Here is a 19,106-nt window from a genome sequence, read left to right on the forward strand (position 1 = left end):
CCCCGCACCCGCCGCGCGACCTACGCGTGCACCTCGCGGTGCGCCTTCGCCAGCTCGGCGTACATCGTGCCGTTGAGGGTGACCCCCTGCCGCTCCTCCTCGGACAGCTCCCGGCGGACCTTCGCGGGGACGCCCGCCACCAGGGACCCGGGCGGCACGACCATCCCCTGCGGCACCAAGGCCTGCGCGGCGACGAGGGACCCGGCGCCGATCACGGCCCCGTTCAGCACGGTCGCGCCCATGCCGATCAGACAGTCGTCCTCGACGGTCGCCCCGTGCACCACGGCGTTGTGCCCGATGGACACCCGCTCACCCACCGTCACGGGAAACCCCGGGTCGGCGTGGAGCGTGCAGTTGTCCTGGACATTGCTGCTGGCGCCGACCGAGATCGACTCGACGTCGCCCCGCACCACGGCCCCGTACCAGACACTCGCCCCGGCACCCAGCGTCACGCCGCCGATCACCGAGGCCGTCGGCGCCACGAACGCCTCCGGATCGACCTGCGGCTCCCTGCCGCCGATCCCCGTGATCATCGCCCGCTGCGCCATGTCCGCCTCCAGAAACGTCGTAGACAACGCGCAAACCGTACGACACCCGGTGGGGCGAAGATCACAGGCCTCCGACACCGCGAGGTGAGCTACCGCTGAGTACGGTGACCTCGTGCCGAAGCGCAAGAACACGTTCTCATCCTGGCGGCGGGGCCTAGTGCAGCGCGCCGTCCACGCGGGCTGGGCCTGGGCGCAGCGCACGGGCTCCGTGACGGCCGAGCACCCCGGGCGCTACCGCTTCGGCGCGATGGGAACCAGTACCAGACTCGCCTTCCCGCTCGGCACCGTCTTCGGCGAGCCCTGGATCCACCTCGGCTCCCACTGCATCATCGGCGAGCAGGTCACCCTCACGGCGGGCCTGATGCCGGACCTCGATCTCGGCCCCGACCCGATCCTGCGCCTCGGTGACGGCGTCGTCCTGGGCCGCGGCAGCCATGTCATCGCGGACACGACGGTGACCATCGGCAGCGACTGCTACTTCGGCCCGTACGTCTACGTCACGTCCACGAACCACTCCTACGACGATCCGCACGAGCCCATCGGCAAGCAGTGGCCGCGGATGGAACCGGTGGAGATCGGGCCCGGCTGCTGGATCGGCACGGGCGCGGTGATCCTGCCGGGCGCCCGGATCGGGCGGAACGTGGTCGTGGCCGCGGGCGCGGTGGTGCGGGGCACGGTGCCCGACCATGCCGTGGTGGCGGGCGCGCCGGCCCGTGTCGTACGGCGCTGGACCCCCGCCGACGGCTGGCAGCCGCCGCTGCGCACCCCGCCGCCGGTACCGATACCGGAGGGCGTCACGCCCGAGCAGTTGCGGGCGCTCTCCGACCTGGACGAGGAGACGGTGGCCCGGCTGGCCGAACTGGACGAGGACGCGGCGACCGGTCTCGCGGAGCTGGAACCGGGGTCCTGACCTCAGCCCGACGCCAGGAGGACGGTCCCCACCAGGGCCAGTCCCGCACCGGCGGCCTGGATCGCCCGCAACCGTTCCCGGAGGAGTCCCCGCGCGGCCACGGCGGTCACCACCGGGTAGAGGGAGGCCAGTACGGCCGCGACGGTGACCGGGCCGTGCTGCGCCGCGATCGAGTAGGTGCCGTTCGCGGCGACGTCCGCGAGGCCGACGAAGGCGAGCGCGGGCAGCGAGCGCCAGGGGAAGCCGTCCGCCGGGAGCGCCGGCGATCCGCGTCGCACCGACACCAGCAGCGCGATTCCTCCGGCGGTCACGTTGGTCACCCGCTGCACGAACAGCGCGAGGAAGAGCCCGGTGAGCGTGGTCGACGCCTCCGCGATCAGCGCCATCACCGCGCCGAAACCGAACGCCGCGAGCAGGGTCAGGGCGATCGCCTGGCGCTGCACGGGCGCGCCGCGGAACTGGGGGCCGCCGGCCAGACAGACACCGGCGACGGCCACCAGGATGCCGACGAACTGCAGCAGGCCGGGGCGCTCGCCCAGCACCAGGCCGACGCCGACCGGCACGGCCACGCCGATCGAACCCAGCGGTGAGACCACGCCCATCGGGCCCAGCGCCAGCGCCTTGTAGAAGGCGAGCATCGCCACCGGCCCGACGAGTCCGGCCGCCACGGCGAACCAGAGCTGCGGCCCCGCCTCGCTCCAGCCGCCGGTCGCCACCACGAGCGCGCCGAGCACGACCACCGCGATCGACTGCGAGACCACGACCACCGTCAGCGCGGGCGTGCGCCGGGTCAGCAGCCCGCCGCCGAAGTCGGCCAGCCCCCACAGCAGGCTGGTGGCCAGGGCGAAGAGCGCTGTCATGGTCCGGAAGCCTCGCAGTACAGTTCAGTGAACGATCAGGTCAACCACCCACACCATAGTGCAATCGGCTGCACTGTGTCATACAAAATATTGGACGGAATGTGTCGGACCTCGAGCTGCTGACCCAGTCCCTGGCGCGCAGCGTCAAGCACTGGCGCGCGGTGCGCGGCTTCACCCTGGACGTGCTCGCCGCCCGGGCGGGCGTCAGCCGCGGCATGCTCATCCAGATCGAGCAGGCCCGCACCAACCCCAGCCTCGGCACCGTCGTCAAGATCGGCGACGCGCTCGGCGTCAGCATCACCACTCTGCTCGACCACGAGAAGGGCCCGAACGTCCACGTCGTCCCCGCCGAGCAGACCGTACGGCTGTGGCACACCGACGCCGGCAGCTACAACCGGCTGCTCGCGGGCACCGAGGCGCCCGGCCCGCTGGAGATGTGGGACTGGCTGCTCATGCCCGGCGAGAGCAGCCCCTCGGACCCGCACCCCGCCGGCACCACCGAACTCCTCCATGTCACGGCGGGGGAGCTGACCCTCACCGCCGACGGCGTGGAGTACCGCGTGCCCGCGGGCTCGAGCGTCCACTTCGAGGCCAACGTCCCGCACACGTACGGCAACACCGGCGACGTACCGATGCAGATGGTCATGGCCGTCTCGGTGCCGCCCGTGTCCTGAGACGCCCGGCCCCGAGGCCGTCCGCTGTTGTTAGCGTGCGGTCATGCGCGCACCCATCGGACACTTCGACGACGCCCGTCCGGCCCCCTCCTGCCTCGACGAACTCACCGGCCCGGTCTCCGACGCCGTACGCCACTGGCCGGGCAGTGTCCCCGCCGACCAGATCCTCTACGTCGACACCGACCCGGAGTGGGCCGACACCGCCGTCTTCGTGGAGCACTACGGCCGGGACCTGCTGGAGCGGTCCGCGAACTGTGTGGTGGTGGCGGGCAAGCGCGCCGGCGAGACCACGCTCGCCGCGTGCGTCGTGCTCTCCACGACCCGGGTCGACGTGAACGGCGTCGTGCGCCGTCAACTGGGTGCCCGGAAGGCCTCGTTCGCCAGCATGGACACGGCGACCGGCGAGACCGGCATGGAGTACGGCGGCATCACCCCGCTCGGACTGCCGGAGGCCTGGCCCGTGCTGGTGGACGCGGCCGTCGTCGACCTGCCGTACGTGCTGGTCGGCAGCGGCCGTCGGCGCGGCAAGCTGCTGGTCCCGGGCAAGGCGTTCGCGGAACTGCCGGGAGCCGTGGTGCTGGAGGGGCTCGGAGTCTCCTGAGCTACGCCGCCGTGTGATGAGCCAGGGCCAGATGCGGGTCGGCCTCGCCGGGCACCGGCTCCGGGTCGGCGTGGACCAGGGCGGCGGTGAGGCGGGGCACGGCGTGCAGCAGCGCGTGTTCGGCGTCGACGGCGATGCGGTGGGCCTCGCGCACGGTCACGGTGCCGTCGACCACGACCGCGACCTCGGCGCGCAGTCGGTGCCCGATCCAGCGCAGCCGCAGCTCACCCACCCCGCGCACCCCGGGGACCTCGGTCAGGGCCCGTTCGGCGCGGTCCACGAGGGCCGGGTCGACCGCGTCCATCACCCGCCGGAACACCTCCCGAGCGGCGTCCCGCAGAACCAATGCGATCGCCGCCGTGATGGCCAACCCCACGATCGGGTCGGCCGGTTGCCAGCCCAGGGCCGAGCCGCCCGCGCCCAGCAGCACGGCCAGTGAGGTGAAGCCGTCGGTGCGGGCGTGCAGCCCGTCGGCGACCAGCGCGGCCGAGCCGATCGAGCGGCCGACCCGGATGCGGTAGCGGGCCACCCACTCGTTGCCAGCGAACCCGACGAGGGCCGCCACGGCGACCGCCGGGACGTGCTGGACCGGGCGCGGATCGAGCAGGCGGTCGATCGCGGCCCACCCCGCGAAGGCCGCGGACGCGGCGATCGTCAGCACGATCACGAGCCCCGCCAGGTCCTCGGCCCGCCCGTAGCCGTAGGTGAAACGCCGGGTGGCCGCGCGCCTGCCCAGCACGAAGGCGATCCCGAGCGGTACGGCGGTCAGCGCGTCCGCGGCGTTGTGCACGGTGTCCCCGAGCAGCGCCACCGAGCCGGAGACGACCACCACGAGCGCCTGGGCCAGGGCCGTCACACCCAGCACCGCGAGCGAGACCCAGAGCGCCCGCATCCCGCGCGCCGAGGACTCCAGGGCGGAGTCGACCTTGTCGGCCGTCTCGTGGGAGTGCGGGGTGAGGAGATGGGACAGCCGGTGGCGCGGGCCGTGCCGGTGGTGGTGAGGGTGGGAGTGCTCGTGCCGGTCGCTCACGTGGATCCCCTTCCGGTGCGCGGGAGTGGACGTGCACACGCCCACGGGGCCATTATGTGCGTATGAGCGCACGCATGCACCTGTCACCTGCGCACGATGCGCATCCGCGCAGCCCCGGCGAGGAACAGTTCGCGCTCGCCGCCGAACTCCTCGCCCTCCTGGGGGACCGGACCCGGCTCGCCCTGCTGCACGCACTGACCGGGGGAGAGGCCGATGTCACGACCCTGACGGAGGAGTGCGGGGCGGCCCGGCCCGCCGTCAGCCAGCACCTGGCGCGGCTGCGTCTCGCGGGCCTGGTGGACACCCGCAAGGAGGGCCGCCGGGTGATCTACTCACTCCGCGACGGCCACTTGCGCCGGCTCGTGGACGAGGCGCTGAACGTGGCCGACCACCGTCTCAGCGACCGCCCCCCGCACGACTGAGTCAGTACCGCTCGGCCGTCCCCAGGTACCGCTCGGCGAAGGCGGCGGCCGCCACGGGCGACGAGAACAGGCGGCGCAGCCGTGCGATCGAGGTCCCCGCGCGGTACGGGTCGCCCGACGCCGCCCCGTGGAACACCTCGGCCAGCCACTGTGAGAACTCCTGGTAGTCCCACACCCGCCGCAGGCAGGCCTCCGCGTAGCCGCCGAGGCCGCTGTCGTCCCCGTCGGTCAGGCGGTCCACCAGGGCGTCGCCGAGCAGGAAGGCGTCGTGCAACGCGAGGTTCATGCCCTTGGCGGCGATGGGGGCGACCAGATGGGCCGCGTCGCCGGCGAGGTACAGCCGGCCGTGCACCATCGGCTCGACCACGTAGTCGTGCATGTCCAGGACGCGCTTCTCGATCAGCCGCCCCTCCGTCAGCGGCGGCACACCGGCCGCCCCGAGGCGCTGCCGCAGCTCCGCCCAGACACGCTCGTGCGGCCAGTTCTCCGGGTCGTCGCCCGGCGGGCACTGGAGGTAGTAGCGGGTCACCTCCGGGCTGCGGGGCATCTGGCCCGCGAAGCCGTGTCCGTGACAGCCGAACAGTACGCAGTCGGCGGACGGCGGGGCCTCGGCGAGCAGCGCCAGCCAGCCGATGCCGTAGTCGTGCCGCGCGATCCGGACCCGCTCCGGCGGCAAGGAGGCCCGCGTCACTCCGCGCGCCCCGTCGCAGCCGGCCACGAAGTCGCAGTGCACGACCCGCTGTTCACCCGTCTCCGGGCAGGTGTACGACACGGACGGCCGGTCGGTGTCGATGTCCTGCACCTCGACGTCCCGGACCCCGAAGCGGATCTCCCCGCCGCGCACGTCGGCGTACTCGCGCACCAGGTCCGTCACCAGCAACGGCTGCGGGTAGACGAAGTGATGACTGCCCGTCATCTCGCCGTAGTGGAACCGGTACCGCTCTCCGTCGAAGCGGAATTCGCACGAGGTGTGCAGCTCGGCGCGGTCCAGCAGGTTCCGGGCGAGGCCCCGCTTCTCCAGGCCCCGTACGGCCCACTCCTCGATGACACCGGCCCGTGGCCGCTGTTCGATGAACTCCCGGGTCTCGGTCTCCAGTACCAGACAGTCCACGGAGGCGGCCCGCAGGATGTTGCCGATCGTCAGCCCGGCGGGACCGGCGCCCACGACGACGACGGGGAAGTGTTGCGGGGCATCGGAGTCGGCAGGGGAGGAGGCGTGGATCATGCGCTCAATTATGAAGGCCCGAGCCGGGGTATCTCGATCGCCGGGCAGCGGTCCATCACCATCTCCAGGCCTGCGGCCCGGGTGCGGTCGTACGCCGCCTCGTCGATGACATCGAGCTGGAACCACACCGCCGCGGCGCCCTTCGCGACCGCCTCGTCCGCGACCGCCCCGGCGAGGTCGCTGTTCACGAACACGTCCACCACGTCCACGTCGAAGGGGATGTCCGCCAGACTCGCGTACCCCCGCTCGCCGTGCACGGTCTCCGCCTTGGGGTGTACGGGCACGACGCGCTTGCCGTAGCGCTGGAGCACGGCTGCTACGCCGTACGCCGCGCGCTGCCGGTTCGACGACAGGCCCACCACGGCCCAGGTGTCGCCGAGCTCGGTGAGGATCCTGCGGAGCGTTGCGTCGTCGCCGTACACCGGCGGCCTCCTAGGGAGTCGCGGAAGAGCTGCTGTCCCGGCAACGACGCAGGGTGCGCTGTGATTCCCCCGGATCCTCCGTGATAGCTTGCCGAGGCCAGTCGAACCCATGTACGTGGGTCAGGGAATCCGGTGCGAATCCGGAACTGACGCGCAGCGGTGAGGGGGACGGGCGGGGCCTCGGCCACTGAACGGCTCGTATGTCGTACGGGAAGGCGCCCCGCACCGGGTGAACCCGAGTCCGAAGACCTGCTGGCGGCCCCCGCGGCCGGCCGGCGGTGGGGGAGCACCGTACGACCGGGCTCCGCGATCGGGCCCTCGACGTCTGAGGACTGGTTTCCTTGCCCCTCGCCCGACCCGCCCGCGCCGCCGTCCTGCTCGCGGCCTGCTCCCTGATCGTGACCGGCTGCGCAGGCTCCGAGTCCCCCGACAAGGCCAAGGCCTCCGCCACCCTCGACAACTGCGGCCGGAAGGTCCGCGTCGACAAGGCGCCCCGGCACGCCGTCTCCCTCAACCAGGGCACCACCGAGATCCTGCTCTCCCTCGGCCTCGCCGACCGAATAGCCGGCACGGCCACCTGGACCGACCCCGTGATGAAGGGACTGGAGAAGGCCAACGCCAAGGTCCCGCGCATCGCCGAGAACAACCCCTCCTTCGAGCGCGTCCTGGACTCCGAGCCCGACTTCGTCGCCGCGTCCTTCGTCTCCACCCTCGGCAAGGGCGGCGTCGCCACCCGCGAGCAGTTCGAGAAGCTCGGCGTGCCCACCTACGTCTCCCCGTCCGACTGCGCCGGCAAGGACAACTCGGGCGGCGGCGACGGCAAGCGCGACAAGCCGCTGGGCATCGACGCCGTCTACGGCGAGGTGCGGGACCTCGCCACCGTGTTCGGCGTGAAGGACCGCGGCGACAAGCTCGTGGCCTCCCTCCAGCAGCGGATGAAGAAGGCCACCCAGGGCGTCGACGCCTCCGACGTCTCCCTCATGTACTGGTTCGCCAACTCCGAGTCGCCCTACCTGGCCGGCTGCTGCGGAGCGCCCGGCATCATGACCCGCGCCCTCGGCGCGAAGAACGTCTTCGACGACACGCACGAGGAGTGGCCGCAGATCAACTGGGAGACGGTCGCCGACCGCAACCCCGACGTCCTCGTCATCGGCGATCTGACCCGCAACTCGGAGACCGCCGAGTCGGCGAAGCGCAAGATCGCCTTCCTGGAGTCCAACCCGGCCACCAAGAACATGGACGCCGTCAAGAACAAGCGGTACGTGCTGCTCAGCGGGCAGGCCATGAACCCGACCATCCGCACGGTCGAGGGCGTGGAGAAGGTCGCGGCAGGACTGCGTGAGTTCGGGCTCGTGAAGTGACCCTCCGCGGACCGGCGCTCGGTGTCGGGGGCGCCCTGCTGCTGGTGGTCTCCGTGGCCCTGGCGATCACCATCGGACCGGCCGACATCCGGGTCGGGGACGTGTGGTCCGTCGTCGCCTCCCACCTCGGGATCGGCAGCTCCGACCTGACGCCGATCCGGGACGGGATCGTCTGGCAGCTGCGGCTGCCGCGCACCCTGCTCGCGGCCGTGTGCGGGGCGGGACTCGCCGTGTGCGGAGCGGTGATGCAGTCGCTGCTGCGCAACCCGCTCGCCGACCCGTTCGTGCTCGGGGTGTCCTCCGGCGCCTCCACCGGCGCGGTCGTCATCGTCGTCCTGGGCGTGGGCGGCGGTGTCGTCTCGGTGTCCGCGGGCGCGTTCCTCGGCGCCCTGGTCTCCTTCGCGCTGGTCCTGCTGCTCAGCCACACCCTCGGCGACACCACCGACCGGGTCGTCCTCGCGGGCGTCGCCGCCATGCAGCTCTTCTCCGCGCTCACCTCCTTCGTCGTGCTGACCGCCGCCGACGCCGAGACGACCCGGGGCGTGCTGTTCTGGCTCCTCGGCTCGCTCGGCGGGGCCGGCTGGACCGATGTGTGGCTGTGCTTCGCCGTCCTGGCCGTGGCACTGGTGGTGTGCCTGTCGTACGCCCGTACCCTCGACGCCTTCGCCTTCGGACAGGACGCGGCCGCCGCGCTCGGGGTGTCCGTGGCCCGCACCCGCCTGGTGCTGCTGTGCGTCACCGCCCTGCTCACGGCCGCGCTGGTCAGCTCCGCCGGGGCGATCGGCTTCGTGGGGCTCGTCCTGCCGCACGCCGCCCGGGCGCTGGCCGGACCCGGGCACGCCCGGCTGCTGCCGGTCACTGCCCTCGCCGGTGCGGTGTTCCTGGTCTGGGTCGACACCCTGGCCCGTACGGTCCTGGATCCGCAGGAGGTACCGGTGGGGGTCGTGACCTCGCTGATCGGGGTGCCGGCGTTCGTGGCGGTGCTCTACCGGACGCGGAGGGTGCGATGACCGAGACACAGGCCGGTGAGACCCACGCACCGGCGGACGCCGGGCTGCGGGCCGACCGGGTCAGCCGCCGTACCGACGGGCGCCTCATCCTCGACGGCGTGGCCCTCGCGCCCGAACCCGGCTCCACCGTCGGCGTCCTCGGCCCCAACGGCTCCGGCAAGTCCACGCTGCTGCGGCTACTGGCCGGGCTGCTCACGCCGACCGCCGGAGTCGTCACCCTCGGCGGCACGCCGCTGGGCGACCTGCCCCGCCGTACCGTCGCCCGCCGCCTCGCCATGGTCGAGCAACAGGCCGACACCCAGGTCGAGCTGACGGTTCTGGACGTCGTACGGCTGGGCCGGGTCCCGCACCGCCGGGCCTGGACACCCGCCTCGGCGGACGACGAGCGGGCGATCCACGCCGCCCTGGAGCGCACCGGCCTCGCCGCCCGGGCCGGCCAGCCCTGGCACACCCTCTCCGGCGGCGAACGCCAGCGGGTGCAGATCGCCCGCGCGCTCGCGCAGGAACCCCGCGAGCTCCTCCTGGACGAGCCCACCAACCACCTCGACATCCACCACCAGCTCGACCTGCTCGCCCTGGTCACCGGCCTGCCGGTCACCACCGTCGTCGCGCTGCACGACCTCAACCTCGCGGCGATGTACTGCGACCGGGTCGTCGTCCTGCGCGGCGGGACGGTCGTGGCGGGCGGCGCTCCGGGGGACGTCCTCACCGAAGAGCTCATCGCCCAGGTGTACGGGGTGCGGGCCGCCGTCACCCGAGAAGGGCCCGAACAGCGGCCGCACGTGCGCTTCCTGGGCACGCTGGCCTGAGACCTCCACGCCCGGGTGGCGGGCACGCCAGGGGAGGGGCGTTTCCCGCCACGGTGACCGGGAAACGCCGAACCTGCCCGCGTGCGCCCCTCCACCCGCCTACGCTCGCCTCGTGCTGCGCATCATCGACGCCCGTACCGGCGAACCGGTCGACGCCGCCCCGGCCCGCCGGGGCCTGACCCGTGTCGAGGTGCACGCGCCCGGCTCCGACACCACGAACCTGCGCGTGCTGCTCGTCGCCGACCTGCTCGTCCGGGCCCTGGAAATCGGCGGCACCCCGGTGTGGGCGCTGCTGACCGGGGGAGAACAGCAGGCCGAGCTGAGGGCGCAGGCCACCGCCCTCGGCGTCCGGCCGTTCGAGGACAGCCCCGACGTGAGCGCCGGTCTGGGCGAGACCCAGGCCGTCCATGTGGCCGTCGAGGGCGGAGCGGCGATCGACGGGGTGCGGATCGATGTCGCCCCCGCGCATCCCGAGGACCCGGGCGCGCGGGAGGGCATCGACCCCGGTGTCTTGCGCCTCGCCCTGCTCGCCCGGCACCACAGCGCCCCCGCCCGGCTGGAGACGGCCGCGTTCGACGAGGCCCGGGGCACCCTCGCCCGCTGGCGCGGCGCGGTCGCCGACTGGGCCCGGCGGCCCTCGCGGCCCGTCCCCGACGAGGTGCGCGGGCGGTTGCGCGACGCCTGGGAGGATGACCTGGACGTGCCCCGGGTACTGGACGTCCTGCACGGTGTCGAGACCGACCCGGAGCTGCCCGACGGCGCGCGCTTCGAGACGTACGCGTACGCCGACCGGCTCCTCGGCCTCGACCTCACCCGCGACCTGGGATCACCCTCATGATCGAGCGCGCCGGAACCGGCCCACTGCGCCGCCTGGTCGTCCTGCGGCACGCCAAGTCCGCCTGGCCCGTGGACGTCGCCGACCACGAACGCCCCCTCGCCCCGCGCGGCCGCCGGGACGCCCCCGCGGCCGGGCGCGCCCTCGCCGAGACCGACTGCCTGCCGGATCTCGCGCTGTGCTCGACGGCCGTACGCGCCCGCCGGACCTGGGACCTGGCAGCCGACCAGTGGGGCACGCCCCCGCCGGTCCGCCACGACCGGCGGCTGTACGCCGCGGGCCCCTCCGGCCTGCTGGCCGTCGTGCACGAGGTGCCCGCCGAGGTGGAGACCCTGCTGCTGATCGGGCACAACCCCGGCCTGGAGGAACTGGTCCTGGCACTCGCCGCCGACGGCCTCGACGACACCCTGGAGCGGGTCCGTACGAAATTCCCCACCTCGGCGATCGCCGTCCTGTCCTGGCACGGCACGACCTGGCGGTCCCTCACTCCCGGCACGGCCCTGCTCATGTCCGTCATCGTGCCCAGGGGCCGGAAGGAGAAGTAGCCGAGGAGCACGCACAGGCATGGGGCCATTCCGGTGATGTGCGCCGGGCTGGTGCTGGGCGCCACAGCCGCAGCGGGTACGCCGTCTGCGAGAAAGCGGCCTTGCGACCATGAGGAGACCACCCATGCACGCGGTGATTCGGCGGTACGAAGGGGTGACCGACCCGGCTGAGGCGGGACGCCGGGTGAACGAGGGTTTCGTGCCGCTCCTCCGCGAGGTCCGGGGTTTCGTGGCCTATTACTGGGTCGACGCCGGTGGCGGGGTGATGGTGTCGACCAGCGTCTTCGAAGACCGGGCCGGCGCCGAGGAGTCGACCGAAAGGGCGGGGGGCTTCGTACGGGAACGCCTTGCCGAGTTGCTGCCCCATCCGCCCCAGGTCACGGCCGGCGAGGTCGTGGCCCACTCGTAGCGGAGGTCTCGGCCCATCCGGCTGACCGGAGGCGTCGCAGGCCCCCGTTCGCGCATGCGCAGACGGACGTCCGGCCCGTCGGAACGCTCTCCACCACGGGACTACGCTGGCCGGATGCAGGACGAATACCGCACGGTCGCCCGCGCCGGCGTGCACGAGACCGAGGTCAACCGCTCCCGCTTCCTGTGCGCCCTCGCCCCGGCGGCCACCGAGCAGGAGGCCCAGGACTTCATCGCCGCGGTCCGCAAGGAGCACCCCGGCGCCAACCACAACTGCTGGGCCTACGTCATCGGCGCCGACGCCTCGGTCCAGAAGGCGAGCGACGACGGCGAACCCGGCGGCACCGCCGGCGTCCCCATGCTCCAGATGCTGCTGCGCCGCGACATGCGGTACGCCGTCGCCGTCGTCACCCGCTACTTCGGCGGCGTCAAACTCGGCGCCGGCGGGCTCATCCGGGCGTACGGCGGAGCGGTCGGCGAGGCGCTGGACACCCTCGGCACCCGCACCCGCCGCAGATTCCGCCTGGCCACCGTCACCGTCGACCACCAGCGGGCGGGCAGACTGGAGAACGACCTGCGCACCACAGGCCGTGAGGTACGGGACGTGCGCTACGGCGAGGCCGTCACGATGGAGATCGCCCTCCCGGACGCGGATGTGGACGCCTTCCGGGCCTGGCTCGCGGATGTGACCTCCGGCACGGCCCGCTTCGAGACGGGCGGGGAGGCGTACGGCGATATCTGACGATCCGGACCAAGCGGGCAGGAAAGGCGCGGCTGGAGCGGCCGATGACGGGTCGATACGGGAGTAACCGCCCGTGACGTCGGACCCGGCGGTTAGTCTCGGGGGATCATGAGGTTGCTGCACACATCCGACTGGCACCTCGGCCGGTCGTTCCACCGGGTGAACATGCTCGATGCCCAGGCCGAGTTCATCGGGCATCTCGTCGCGACCGTGCGGGAGCGGGCCGTGGACGCGGTGGTCGTGTCGGGGGACGTGTACGACCGGGCGGTTCCGCCGCTCGCCGCGGTCGAGCTGTTCGACGACGCCCTGCACCGGCTCGCCGACCTCGGCGTGCCGACCGTTATGATCTCCGGCAACCACGACTCGGCCCGCCGACTGGGCGTCGGGGCGGGACTGATCGGGCGGGCCGGCGTCCATCTGCGGACCGAGCCGTCGGCGGCCGGCACCCCGGTGGTGCTGGCCGACGCCCATGGAGACGTGGCCTTCTACGGCCTGCCGTATCTCGAACCGGCCCTGGTGAAGGACGAGTTCGGCGTGGCGAAGGCCGGGCACGAGGCCGTGCTCGCCGCCGCCATGGACCGGGTCCGCGCCGACCTCGCCGCCCGTGCCCCCGGCACCCGCTCCGTCGTCCTCGCGCATGCCTTCGTCACCGGCGGCGAGCCCAGTGACAGCGAGCGGGACATCACCGTCGGTGGTGTCGCCGCCGTACCCGCCGGTGTCTTCGACGGCGTCGACTACGTGGCCCTCGGGCATCTGCACGGCTGCCAGACCCTCACCGAGCGCGTCCGCTACTCCGGGTCGCCGCTGCCCTACTCCTTCTCCGAGGCCCGGCACCGCAAGAGCATGTGGCTGATCGAGCTGGACGCCGACGGGTCGGTCGAGGCCGAGCGCGTCGACTGCCCCGTGCCGCGCCCCCTCGCCCGGATCCGGGGCCCGCTGGAGGACCTGCTCGCCGACCCGGAGTACGCGGGCGACGAGGAGTCCTGGGTCGAGGCGACGCTCACCGACCCGGTCCGCCCCGCCGACCCGATGGCCCGGCTCACCGAGCGCTTCCCGCACACGCTCAGCCTCGTCTTCGACCCCGACCGCACCGAGGACGACCCCGACGTGTCGTACGCCCGGCGCCTCGTCGGCCGCAGCGACCAGCAGATCGCCGAGGACTTCGTCGCCCATGTGCGCGGCGCCGGACCCGACGCCCACGAACAGGGCGTGCTGCGGGACGCGTTCGACGCGGTCCGCGCCGACGAGACCGTAGGGGAGGTGGCCCGGTGAGGCTCCACCGGCTCACGGTCACTGCCTTCGGCCCCTTCGGAGGCACCCAGAGCGTCGACTTCGACGAGCTGTCCACCGCCGGGCTGTTCCTGCTGCACGGACCCACCGGCGCGGGCAAGACGTCCGTCCTCGACGCCGTGTGCTACGCCCTGTACGGCTCGGTGCCCGGGGCCCGGCAGGGCAGCGGACAGGGCGCGACCCTGCGCAGCGACCACGCCGCGCCCGCGATCCGCACCGAGGTCGCCCTCGAACTCACCGTCGCCGGACGCCGGCTGGAGATCACCCGCCAGCCGCCCTGGGAGCGCCCCAAGAAGCGCGGGACCGGCACGACACTCGACAAGGCCCAGACCTGGCTCCGCGAGTACGACGCGACAGCCGCCGCCTGGAAGGACCTCAGCCGCTCCCACCAGGAGATCGGCGAGGAGATCACCCAGCTTCTCGGCATGAGCCGGGAGCAGTTCTGCCAGGTCGTGCTGCTGCCGCAGGGCGACTTCGCCCGGTTCCTGCGCGCCGACGCCGAGGCCCGCGGCAAACTGCTCGGCCGCCTGTTCGACACCCGGCGCTTCGCCGACGTCGAGAAACGCCTCGCCGAGCGGCGCCGGGCCACCGAGGCCCAGGTGCGGGACGGCGACGCCGATCTGCTGGCCGACGCCCACCGGATGCAGCAGGCCGCGGGCGACGCCATGGAGCTGCCGGACCTGGACCCCGGAGAACCCGGGCTGGCCGAGGCCGTGCTCAGGGCCGCCGCCGTAGCCCGCAGCACCGCACGGGAACAGCTCACCGTCACCGAGTGCACGCTCTACGCCGCCGAGTCCGCGCAGGCCGTCACCGGCCGGGCCCTCGACGACGTACGCGAACTCGCCCGGCTGCAGAAGCGGTTCGCGGACGCTCAGGAACGGACGGCGAGCCTGGAGCAGGGCGCCGAGGCGTACCGCGAGGCCCAGGCGACCATGGAGCGGGCCCGCAAGGCCGAGAAGGTCGCGCCCGCCCTGGATCTGCGGGAGTCCGCCGACGCCGAACACCGGCGGGCCGCCGACGCCGAGGCACGCGCGCGTGCCCTGCTGCCCGAGAGCTTCGCCGACGCGGGCGCGGCCGGACTCGCCACGGCCGCGCGCCGGGCCGCCGAGGAACTGGGCGGACTGGACTCGGCCCGCCGCGCCGAGCGACGGCTGGCCGAACTCCTCGACGAGCGCGCCGGCCTGGACCGCCAGGAGCGGGCTGACGCTGACGTGCTGCGCGAGGCGGAGGACTGGCTCGACGGCTGGGAGGAGACCCGCACCGGGCTCCAGAACCGGGTGGATTCCGCGCAGCAGGCCGCCTCACTCGCCGAACAGCTCGACGTACGGCGCGAGCCCGCCCGGCAGCGGCTGGCCGCGGCTCGGCGGCGCGACCGGCTCACCCAGGACACCGACGAGGCCATCACCCGCGCCCGGGACGCACAGGAGCGGATGCTGCGCGCCAAACAGCACTGGCTCGACCTCAAGGAACAGCGCCTGACCGGTATCGCGGCCGAACTGGCCGCGCACCTCACCGACGGCGAGCCCTGCGCCGTCTGCGGTGCCACCGAACACCCCGCCCCCGCCCGCAAGGACGCCGGGCACGTCGACCGCGAGGCCGAGGAAGACGCCCTGGCCGCCTACCAGAGCGCCGACGAACGGCGCGCCTCGGACGAGCGGCGGCTGGGCGACGTACGGGAGGCGCTGGCGGCGGCCACCGCCGAGGCCGGTGACACACCCACCGAGCAACTCTTCGACGAGGCAGAGGAGTTGGAGGAGCAGTACGAGCAGGCCCGCCGAGGCGCCGCCGAACTGCACTCCGCGCGGGAGCGGCTGCGGCAGGCCGGGCAGGAGCAGGAACGGCGCGTCGCCGCCCGGCAGGAGGCCGCCGTACGGACCGCCGCCCGGGTCGGACACCGGGAGCGGCTGGACCGGGAACGGGCCGGTCTTGAGGAGGAGCTGAAGCGGGCGCGGGGCGCCCTGGACAGCGTCGCCGCGCGGGCCGCGCAGCTGGAGCGGCGGACCGCGCTGCTCACGGACGCCGCCGACACCGCCCGCGCCGCCGAGGACACCGCCCAGCGGCTCAAGGACGCCGACGCCCGGCTCGCCGACGCCGCCTTCCGCGCAGGCTTCGAGACCCCGCAGGCCGCGGCCGACGCCCTTCTCGACGACGCCGTCCACCGCGAGCTGCAACGGCGGCTTGACGCCTGGCAGACCGAGGAGGCCGCCGCCCGGGCCGTTCTCGCCGAGGCCGACACCGCGGCCGCCGCCCGGCAGCGGCCCGCCGACCCGGAGAGCGCGGAGCGGGCCGCCTCCGCCGCGGACCGGCGGACCCGCGACGCCGCCTCCGCCCATGACGCCGCCGCCCGGCGCTGCGCCGAACTCGACCGGCTGTCCGCCCGGGCGAACGCCTCGGTACGCCGACTGGCGCCGCTGCGCGAGGAGTACGACCGGGTCGCCCGCATGGCCGGCCTCGCCGCCGGCACCTCGGCGGACAACGAACGCCGGATGCGCCTGGAGTCGTACGTCCTCGCGGCCCGGCTGGAACAGGTCGCCGCCGCCGCGACCGTACGGCTGCGGCGCATGTCCTCCGGCCGCTACACCCTCGTCCACTCCGACGACCGCACCGGGCGCGGGCGCAGCGGACTCGGACTGCATGTCGTCGACGCGTGGACCGGCCGCGAGCGGGACACGGCGACCCTGTCGGGCGGCGAGACGTTCTTCGCCTCCCTCGCCCTCGCCCTCGGCCTCGCGGACGTCGTCACGGACGAGGCGGGCGGTGTACGGCTGGACACCCTCTTCATCGACGAGGGCTTCGGCAGCCTCGACGACCAGACCCTCGACGAGGTCCTCGACGTCCTCGACTCCCTGCGCGAACGCGACCGCAGCGTCGGCATCGTCAGTCATGTGGCCGACCTGCGACGGCGGATCCACGCGCAGCTGGAGGTCGTCAAGGGCCGGTCCGGATCGGTGCTGCGGCAGCGCGGGACTTAGGGGGATTTGTGGGGAGGCCCTAACCCCCGCCCCGGCGGCGCGAGTTGGCATTGTAGGTTCTTGCCTCATGGTGCGATACGCGGAGCCGGGCACGGTGGAGTGGGTGGAGTCGGGCGGCGGACCGCTGATAGCGGTGCCCGAGACGGTGCTGCCGTTCTGGGCGGGTGCGGACGGTGAGGAAACCGCGTCCGACTACGACCGGGCCTGTGAGGTGGACGGACCCGTCGGGCTGCTGCCGGTCGGCGACTGCACGGCACTGGTACTGGGCGACGAACCGGCCTCGACCACGTATCTGCCCGACCAGGGTGTGTTCGTGCGCTGGTGTGCGGGCAACTCCGAGGGCGAGCTCCTGGCGAGCGTGCCGGGCGCTGTCGCGACGGCGCAGTGGGAACCGGAGGTCACCTGGCAGGTGCCTGGGCCGGTGCTTCTGTTCGACGCGGCCTGGCCTGGAGGCGAGGCCTCGGGGAGTGACCGGGTGCGGGTTGTTCTGGAGCCGGGGCGTTATGCGGTTCGGGCGGCTCGGGTGCAGCCGGGGCCCGAGGTGTGGCTGGGGCTGGTGCAGCTTCGGTTGGTGGCGCCCAGATAGCCGGGGGTGTCGGCCGTTGGCGTGTGCGGGTTGTCTGTGGCTGGTCGCGCCCACGCGGCGGAGCCGCATATCAGCACAGCCCCGCGCCCCTGAGAGGCCGATGCCCGCCCGCCTCATCGCATGGCTGGCCACGGATGAGGCGGACTGTTGGCGTCGGCCGCGTTACAGCTTGGACAGTTCGTCCACCAGGTCGTCCAGGCCCAGGGAGCCCTGGGAGAGGGCGGCCATGTGCCAGGACTTCGGGTCGAAGGCGGCGCCGTGGCGGGTGCGGGCGTTTTCGCGGCCCAGGAGCCAGGCGCGTTCGCCGAGCTTGTAGCCGATGGCCTGGCCCGGCATGGACAGGTAGCGGGTCAGCTCGCTCTCCACGAAGTCCGCGGGGCGGCTGCTGTGCGAGCCGAAGAACTCCTGGGCCAGCGCGGGCGTCCAGCGCTCCCCGGGGTGGAAGGGGGAGTCGTCCGGGATGGTCAGCTCCAGGTGCATGCCGATGTCGATGATGACGCGCACGGCGCGCATCATCTGCGCGTCCAGGTAGCCGAGGCGGCGCTCCGGGTCCGTCAGGAAGCCCAGTTCGTCCATCAGCCGCTCCGCGTACAGGGCCCAGCCCTCGGCGTTGGCGCTCACCATGCCGACGCTCGCCTGGTAGCGGGAGAGGTCCTGCGCCACGTGCTTCCACTGGGCGAGCTGGAGGTGGTGGCCGGGGACGCCCTCGTGGTACCAGGTCGACACCAGGTCGTAGACCGGGAAGCGCGTCTTGCCCATCGTCGGCAGCCAGGTGCAGCCCGGGCGTGAGAAGTCGTCCGAGGGTTCCGTGTAGTACGGGGCCGCGGCGCTGCCCGGAGGGGCGATGCGGGACTCCACCCGGCGCACCCGCTCGGCCAGGTCGAAGTGGGTGCCGTCGAGCGCGTCGATCGCCCCGTCCATCAGGGACTGGAGCCAGTCGCGTACCTCGTCGACGCCCTCGATGTGCGTGCCGTGCTCGTCCAGGTGCGCCAGCGCCACCCACGGCGTGGCCGCGCCCGGCAGGATCTTCTCGGCCTCCTTCTTCATCTCGCCGAGGAGACGGTGGTACTCGGACCAGCCGTAGGCGTACGCCTCGTCCAGGTCGAGGTCCGTGCCGTTGAAGTAGCGCACCCAGCGCGCGTACCGCTCCCGGCCCACCACGTCCGGCGACCCCTCGATCGCCGGCGCGTACACGTCCCGCATCCAGTCGCGCAGCCGCAGCACGGCCTCGGTGGCCGAGCGGGCGGCGGTGTCCAGCTCGGACCGCAGCGACGGTGGGCCCCCGGCCGCGAACTGCTCGAACCAGCCCTGCCCCTCGCCGTCCGCGTCGGCCCACTCGCCGAGCTGCTCCACGAACGTGGCCGTGGCGCGGGGCCCGCCGTACAGCTTCCGCTCCAGGCCGAGCGCCAGGGACTGCCGGTACCCCTCCAGCGCGGCCGGGACCGCGCGCAGCCGCTCCGCGATCGCCGTCCAGTCCTCCTCCGTCTGCGCCGGTGTCACCGTGAACACCTGGCGCACCGCATGGGCGACGGAGCTCAGGTTGCTGACGGAGCGCAGGCTCTCCTCGGCGTCGTGCACGGCCAGTTCGGCGTCGAGCCGCTCGCGCAGCAGCCGTCCGCAGCGGCGTTCGATCTCACTGTCCGCGCCGGGCAGCCGCTCGGCCTCGTCCAGCCGGGCCAGCGTCCGGCGCGCCAGCTCCGCGGAGGCTTCCTGGCCCGCGGGCGAGGTGTCGGGCAGCCTGCTCGAACTCTCCTTCACGCCGAGGAACGTGCCGGTGATCGGGTCGAGGGCGATGAGCTCGTCGACGTAGGCGTCGGCGACCTCACGGGGCAGCGGGCTCTTGATCTCAGACATGC

20 protein-coding genes and 1 riboswitch are annotated in these 19,106 nt (G+C 73.3%); of the genes, 14 read left to right on the forward strand and 6 right to left on the reverse strand.

Annotation, left to right across the window (positions count from 1 at the left end; genetic code table 11):
- Window positions 1-20: 20 nt before the first annotated feature.
- The gene (locus tag KJK29_RS32855) at window positions 21-548 is read right to left on the reverse strand and encodes a gamma carbonic anhydrase family protein (protein WP_215124538.1); all 528 of its coding nucleotides are present in this window, start codon (window positions 546-548) and stop codon (window positions 21-23) included.
- Between the two features lie 112 nt (window positions 549-660).
- Between KJK29_RS32855 and KJK29_RS32860 the strand changes: the two genes are divergently transcribed.
- A complete protein-coding gene (locus KJK29_RS32860; RefSeq protein WP_215122788.1) occupies window positions 661-1,458 on the forward strand; it encodes an acyltransferase in 798 nt (265 codons plus the stop codon).
- A 2-nt stretch (window positions 1,459-1,460) separates the two neighbouring features.
- On the opposite strand, the gene KJK29_RS32865 is transcribed toward KJK29_RS32860, so the two are convergent.
- Window positions 1,461-2,318 (reverse strand): DMT family transporter, encoded by an 858-nt coding sequence (locus KJK29_RS32865; RefSeq protein ID WP_215122789.1) that lies wholly within the window; start codon window positions 2,316-2,318, stop codon window positions 1,461-1,463.
- 101 nt (window positions 2,319-2,419) lie between these two features.
- Here KJK29_RS32865 and KJK29_RS32870 point away from each other — a divergent pair, with 101 nt between their 5' ends.
- Window positions 2,420-2,992, forward strand: coding sequence for an XRE family transcriptional regulator (locus tag KJK29_RS32870; RefSeq protein ID WP_215122790.1), 573 nt, complete (start codon window positions 2,420-2,422; stop codon window positions 2,990-2,992).
- Between the two features lie 43 nt (window positions 2,993-3,035).
- Window positions 3,036-3,593 (forward strand): YbaK/EbsC family protein, encoded by a 558-nt coding sequence (locus KJK29_RS32875; protein ID WP_215122791.1) that lies wholly within the window; start codon window positions 3,036-3,038, stop codon window positions 3,591-3,593.
- Between the two features lies 1 nt (window position 3,594).
- Here the strand turns inward: KJK29_RS32875 and KJK29_RS32880 are convergent, their stop codons facing one another.
- On the reverse strand, window positions 3,595-4,623 hold the full coding sequence (locus KJK29_RS32880) for a cation diffusion facilitator family transporter (RefSeq protein ID WP_215122792.1): 1,029 nt from the start codon (window positions 4,621-4,623) through the stop codon (window positions 3,595-3,597).
- A 62-nt stretch (window positions 4,624-4,685) separates the two neighbouring features.
- Here KJK29_RS32880 and KJK29_RS32885 point away from each other — a divergent pair, with 62 nt between their 5' ends.
- Complete coding sequence (locus KJK29_RS32885; protein ID WP_215122793.1) at window positions 4,686-5,045, forward strand: ArsR/SmtB family transcription factor; 360 nt, start codon at window positions 4,686-4,688, stop codon at window positions 5,043-5,045.
- A gap of 1 nt (window position 5,046) precedes the next feature.
- Here the strand turns inward: KJK29_RS32885 and KJK29_RS32890 are convergent, their stop codons facing one another.
- On the reverse strand, window positions 5,047-6,270 hold the full coding sequence (locus tag KJK29_RS32890; RefSeq protein ID WP_215122794.1) for a 4-hydroxybenzoate 3-monooxygenase: 1,224 nt from the start codon (window positions 6,268-6,270) through the stop codon (window positions 5,047-5,049).
- 8 nt (window positions 6,271-6,278) lie between these two features.
- Entirely contained in the window at window positions 6,279-6,692 is a 414-nt protein-coding gene (locus tag KJK29_RS32895) for a CoA-binding protein (RefSeq protein WP_215122795.1), read from the reverse strand.
- Between the two features lie 81 nt (window positions 6,693-6,773).
- A riboswitch (cobalamin riboswitch) is annotated at window positions 6,774-6,963 on the forward strand.
- Between the two features lie 70 nt (window positions 6,964-7,033).
- Between KJK29_RS32895 and KJK29_RS32900 the strand changes: the two genes are divergently transcribed.
- From KJK29_RS32900 to KJK29_RS32945, 10 genes are all read left to right on the forward strand, one after another.
- Window positions 7,034-8,053 (forward strand): ABC transporter substrate-binding protein, encoded by a 1,020-nt coding sequence (locus KJK29_RS32900; protein ID WP_215122796.1) that lies wholly within the window; start codon window positions 7,034-7,036, stop codon window positions 8,051-8,053.
- Window positions 8,050-9,063 carry a FecCD family ABC transporter permease gene (locus tag KJK29_RS32905; protein ID WP_215122797.1) on the forward strand — a complete coding sequence of 338 codons (1,014 nt, stop codon included), beginning with the start codon at window positions 8,050-8,052 and terminating at the stop codon, window positions 9,061-9,063. The genes KJK29_RS32900 and KJK29_RS32905 overlap by 4 nt, the downstream gene beginning before the upstream one ends.
- Window positions 9,060-9,872, forward strand: coding sequence for an ABC transporter ATP-binding protein (locus KJK29_RS32910; RefSeq protein WP_215122798.1), 813 nt, complete (start codon window positions 9,060-9,062; stop codon window positions 9,870-9,872). Before KJK29_RS32905 ends, KJK29_RS32910 begins: the two co-directional genes overlap by 4 nt.
- Before the next feature lie 112 nt (window positions 9,873-9,984).
- Window positions 9,985-10,710 carry a hypothetical protein gene (locus KJK29_RS32915; RefSeq protein WP_251057991.1) on the forward strand — a complete coding sequence of 242 codons (726 nt, stop codon included), beginning with the start codon at window positions 9,985-9,987 and terminating at the stop codon, window positions 10,708-10,710.
- On the forward strand, window positions 10,707-11,252 hold the full coding sequence (locus KJK29_RS32920) for a SixA phosphatase family protein (RefSeq protein ID WP_215122799.1): 546 nt from the start codon (window positions 10,707-10,709) through the stop codon (window positions 11,250-11,252). Before KJK29_RS32915 ends, KJK29_RS32920 begins: the two co-directional genes overlap by 4 nt.
- A 124-nt stretch (window positions 11,253-11,376) precedes the next feature.
- Window positions 11,377-11,661 carry a hypothetical protein gene (locus KJK29_RS32925; RefSeq protein WP_215122800.1) on the forward strand — a complete coding sequence of 95 codons (285 nt, stop codon included), beginning with the start codon at window positions 11,377-11,379 and terminating at the stop codon, window positions 11,659-11,661.
- Window positions 11,662-11,775: 114 nt separating this feature from the next.
- Window positions 11,776-12,402 (forward strand): YigZ family protein, encoded by a 627-nt coding sequence (locus KJK29_RS32930; protein WP_215122801.1) that lies wholly within the window; start codon window positions 11,776-11,778, stop codon window positions 12,400-12,402.
- Between the two features lie 108 nt (window positions 12,403-12,510).
- Window positions 12,511-13,674: an exonuclease SbcCD subunit D gene (locus KJK29_RS32935; RefSeq protein ID WP_215122802.1), complete on the forward strand. Its 1,164-nt coding sequence runs from the start codon at window positions 12,511-12,513 to the stop codon at window positions 13,672-13,674.
- Complete coding sequence (locus KJK29_RS32940; protein WP_215122803.1) at window positions 13,671-16,664, forward strand: AAA family ATPase; 2,994 nt, start codon at window positions 13,671-13,673, stop codon at window positions 16,662-16,664. The genes KJK29_RS32935 and KJK29_RS32940 overlap by 4 nt, the downstream gene beginning before the upstream one ends.
- 67 nt (window positions 16,665-16,731) lie before the next feature.
- Window positions 16,732-17,250 carry an immunity 21 family protein gene (locus tag KJK29_RS32945; RefSeq protein ID WP_215122804.1) on the forward strand — a complete coding sequence of 173 codons (519 nt, stop codon included), beginning with the start codon at window positions 16,732-16,734 and terminating at the stop codon, window positions 17,248-17,250.
- A gap of 162 nt (window positions 17,251-17,412) precedes the next feature.
- Here KJK29_RS32945 and KJK29_RS32950 read toward each other — a convergent pair whose 3' ends face one another.
- On the reverse strand, window positions 17,413-19,104 hold the full coding sequence (locus tag KJK29_RS32950) for a DUF885 domain-containing protein (RefSeq protein WP_215122805.1): 1,692 nt from the start codon (window positions 19,102-19,104) through the stop codon (window positions 17,413-17,415).
- Window positions 19,105-19,106: the final 2 nt, after the last annotated feature.

Source organism: Streptomyces koelreuteriae (assembly GCF_018604545.1).
GTDB classification, from domain to species: Bacteria; Actinomycetota; Actinomycetes; order Streptomycetales; family Streptomycetaceae; genus Streptomyces; species Streptomyces koelreuteriae.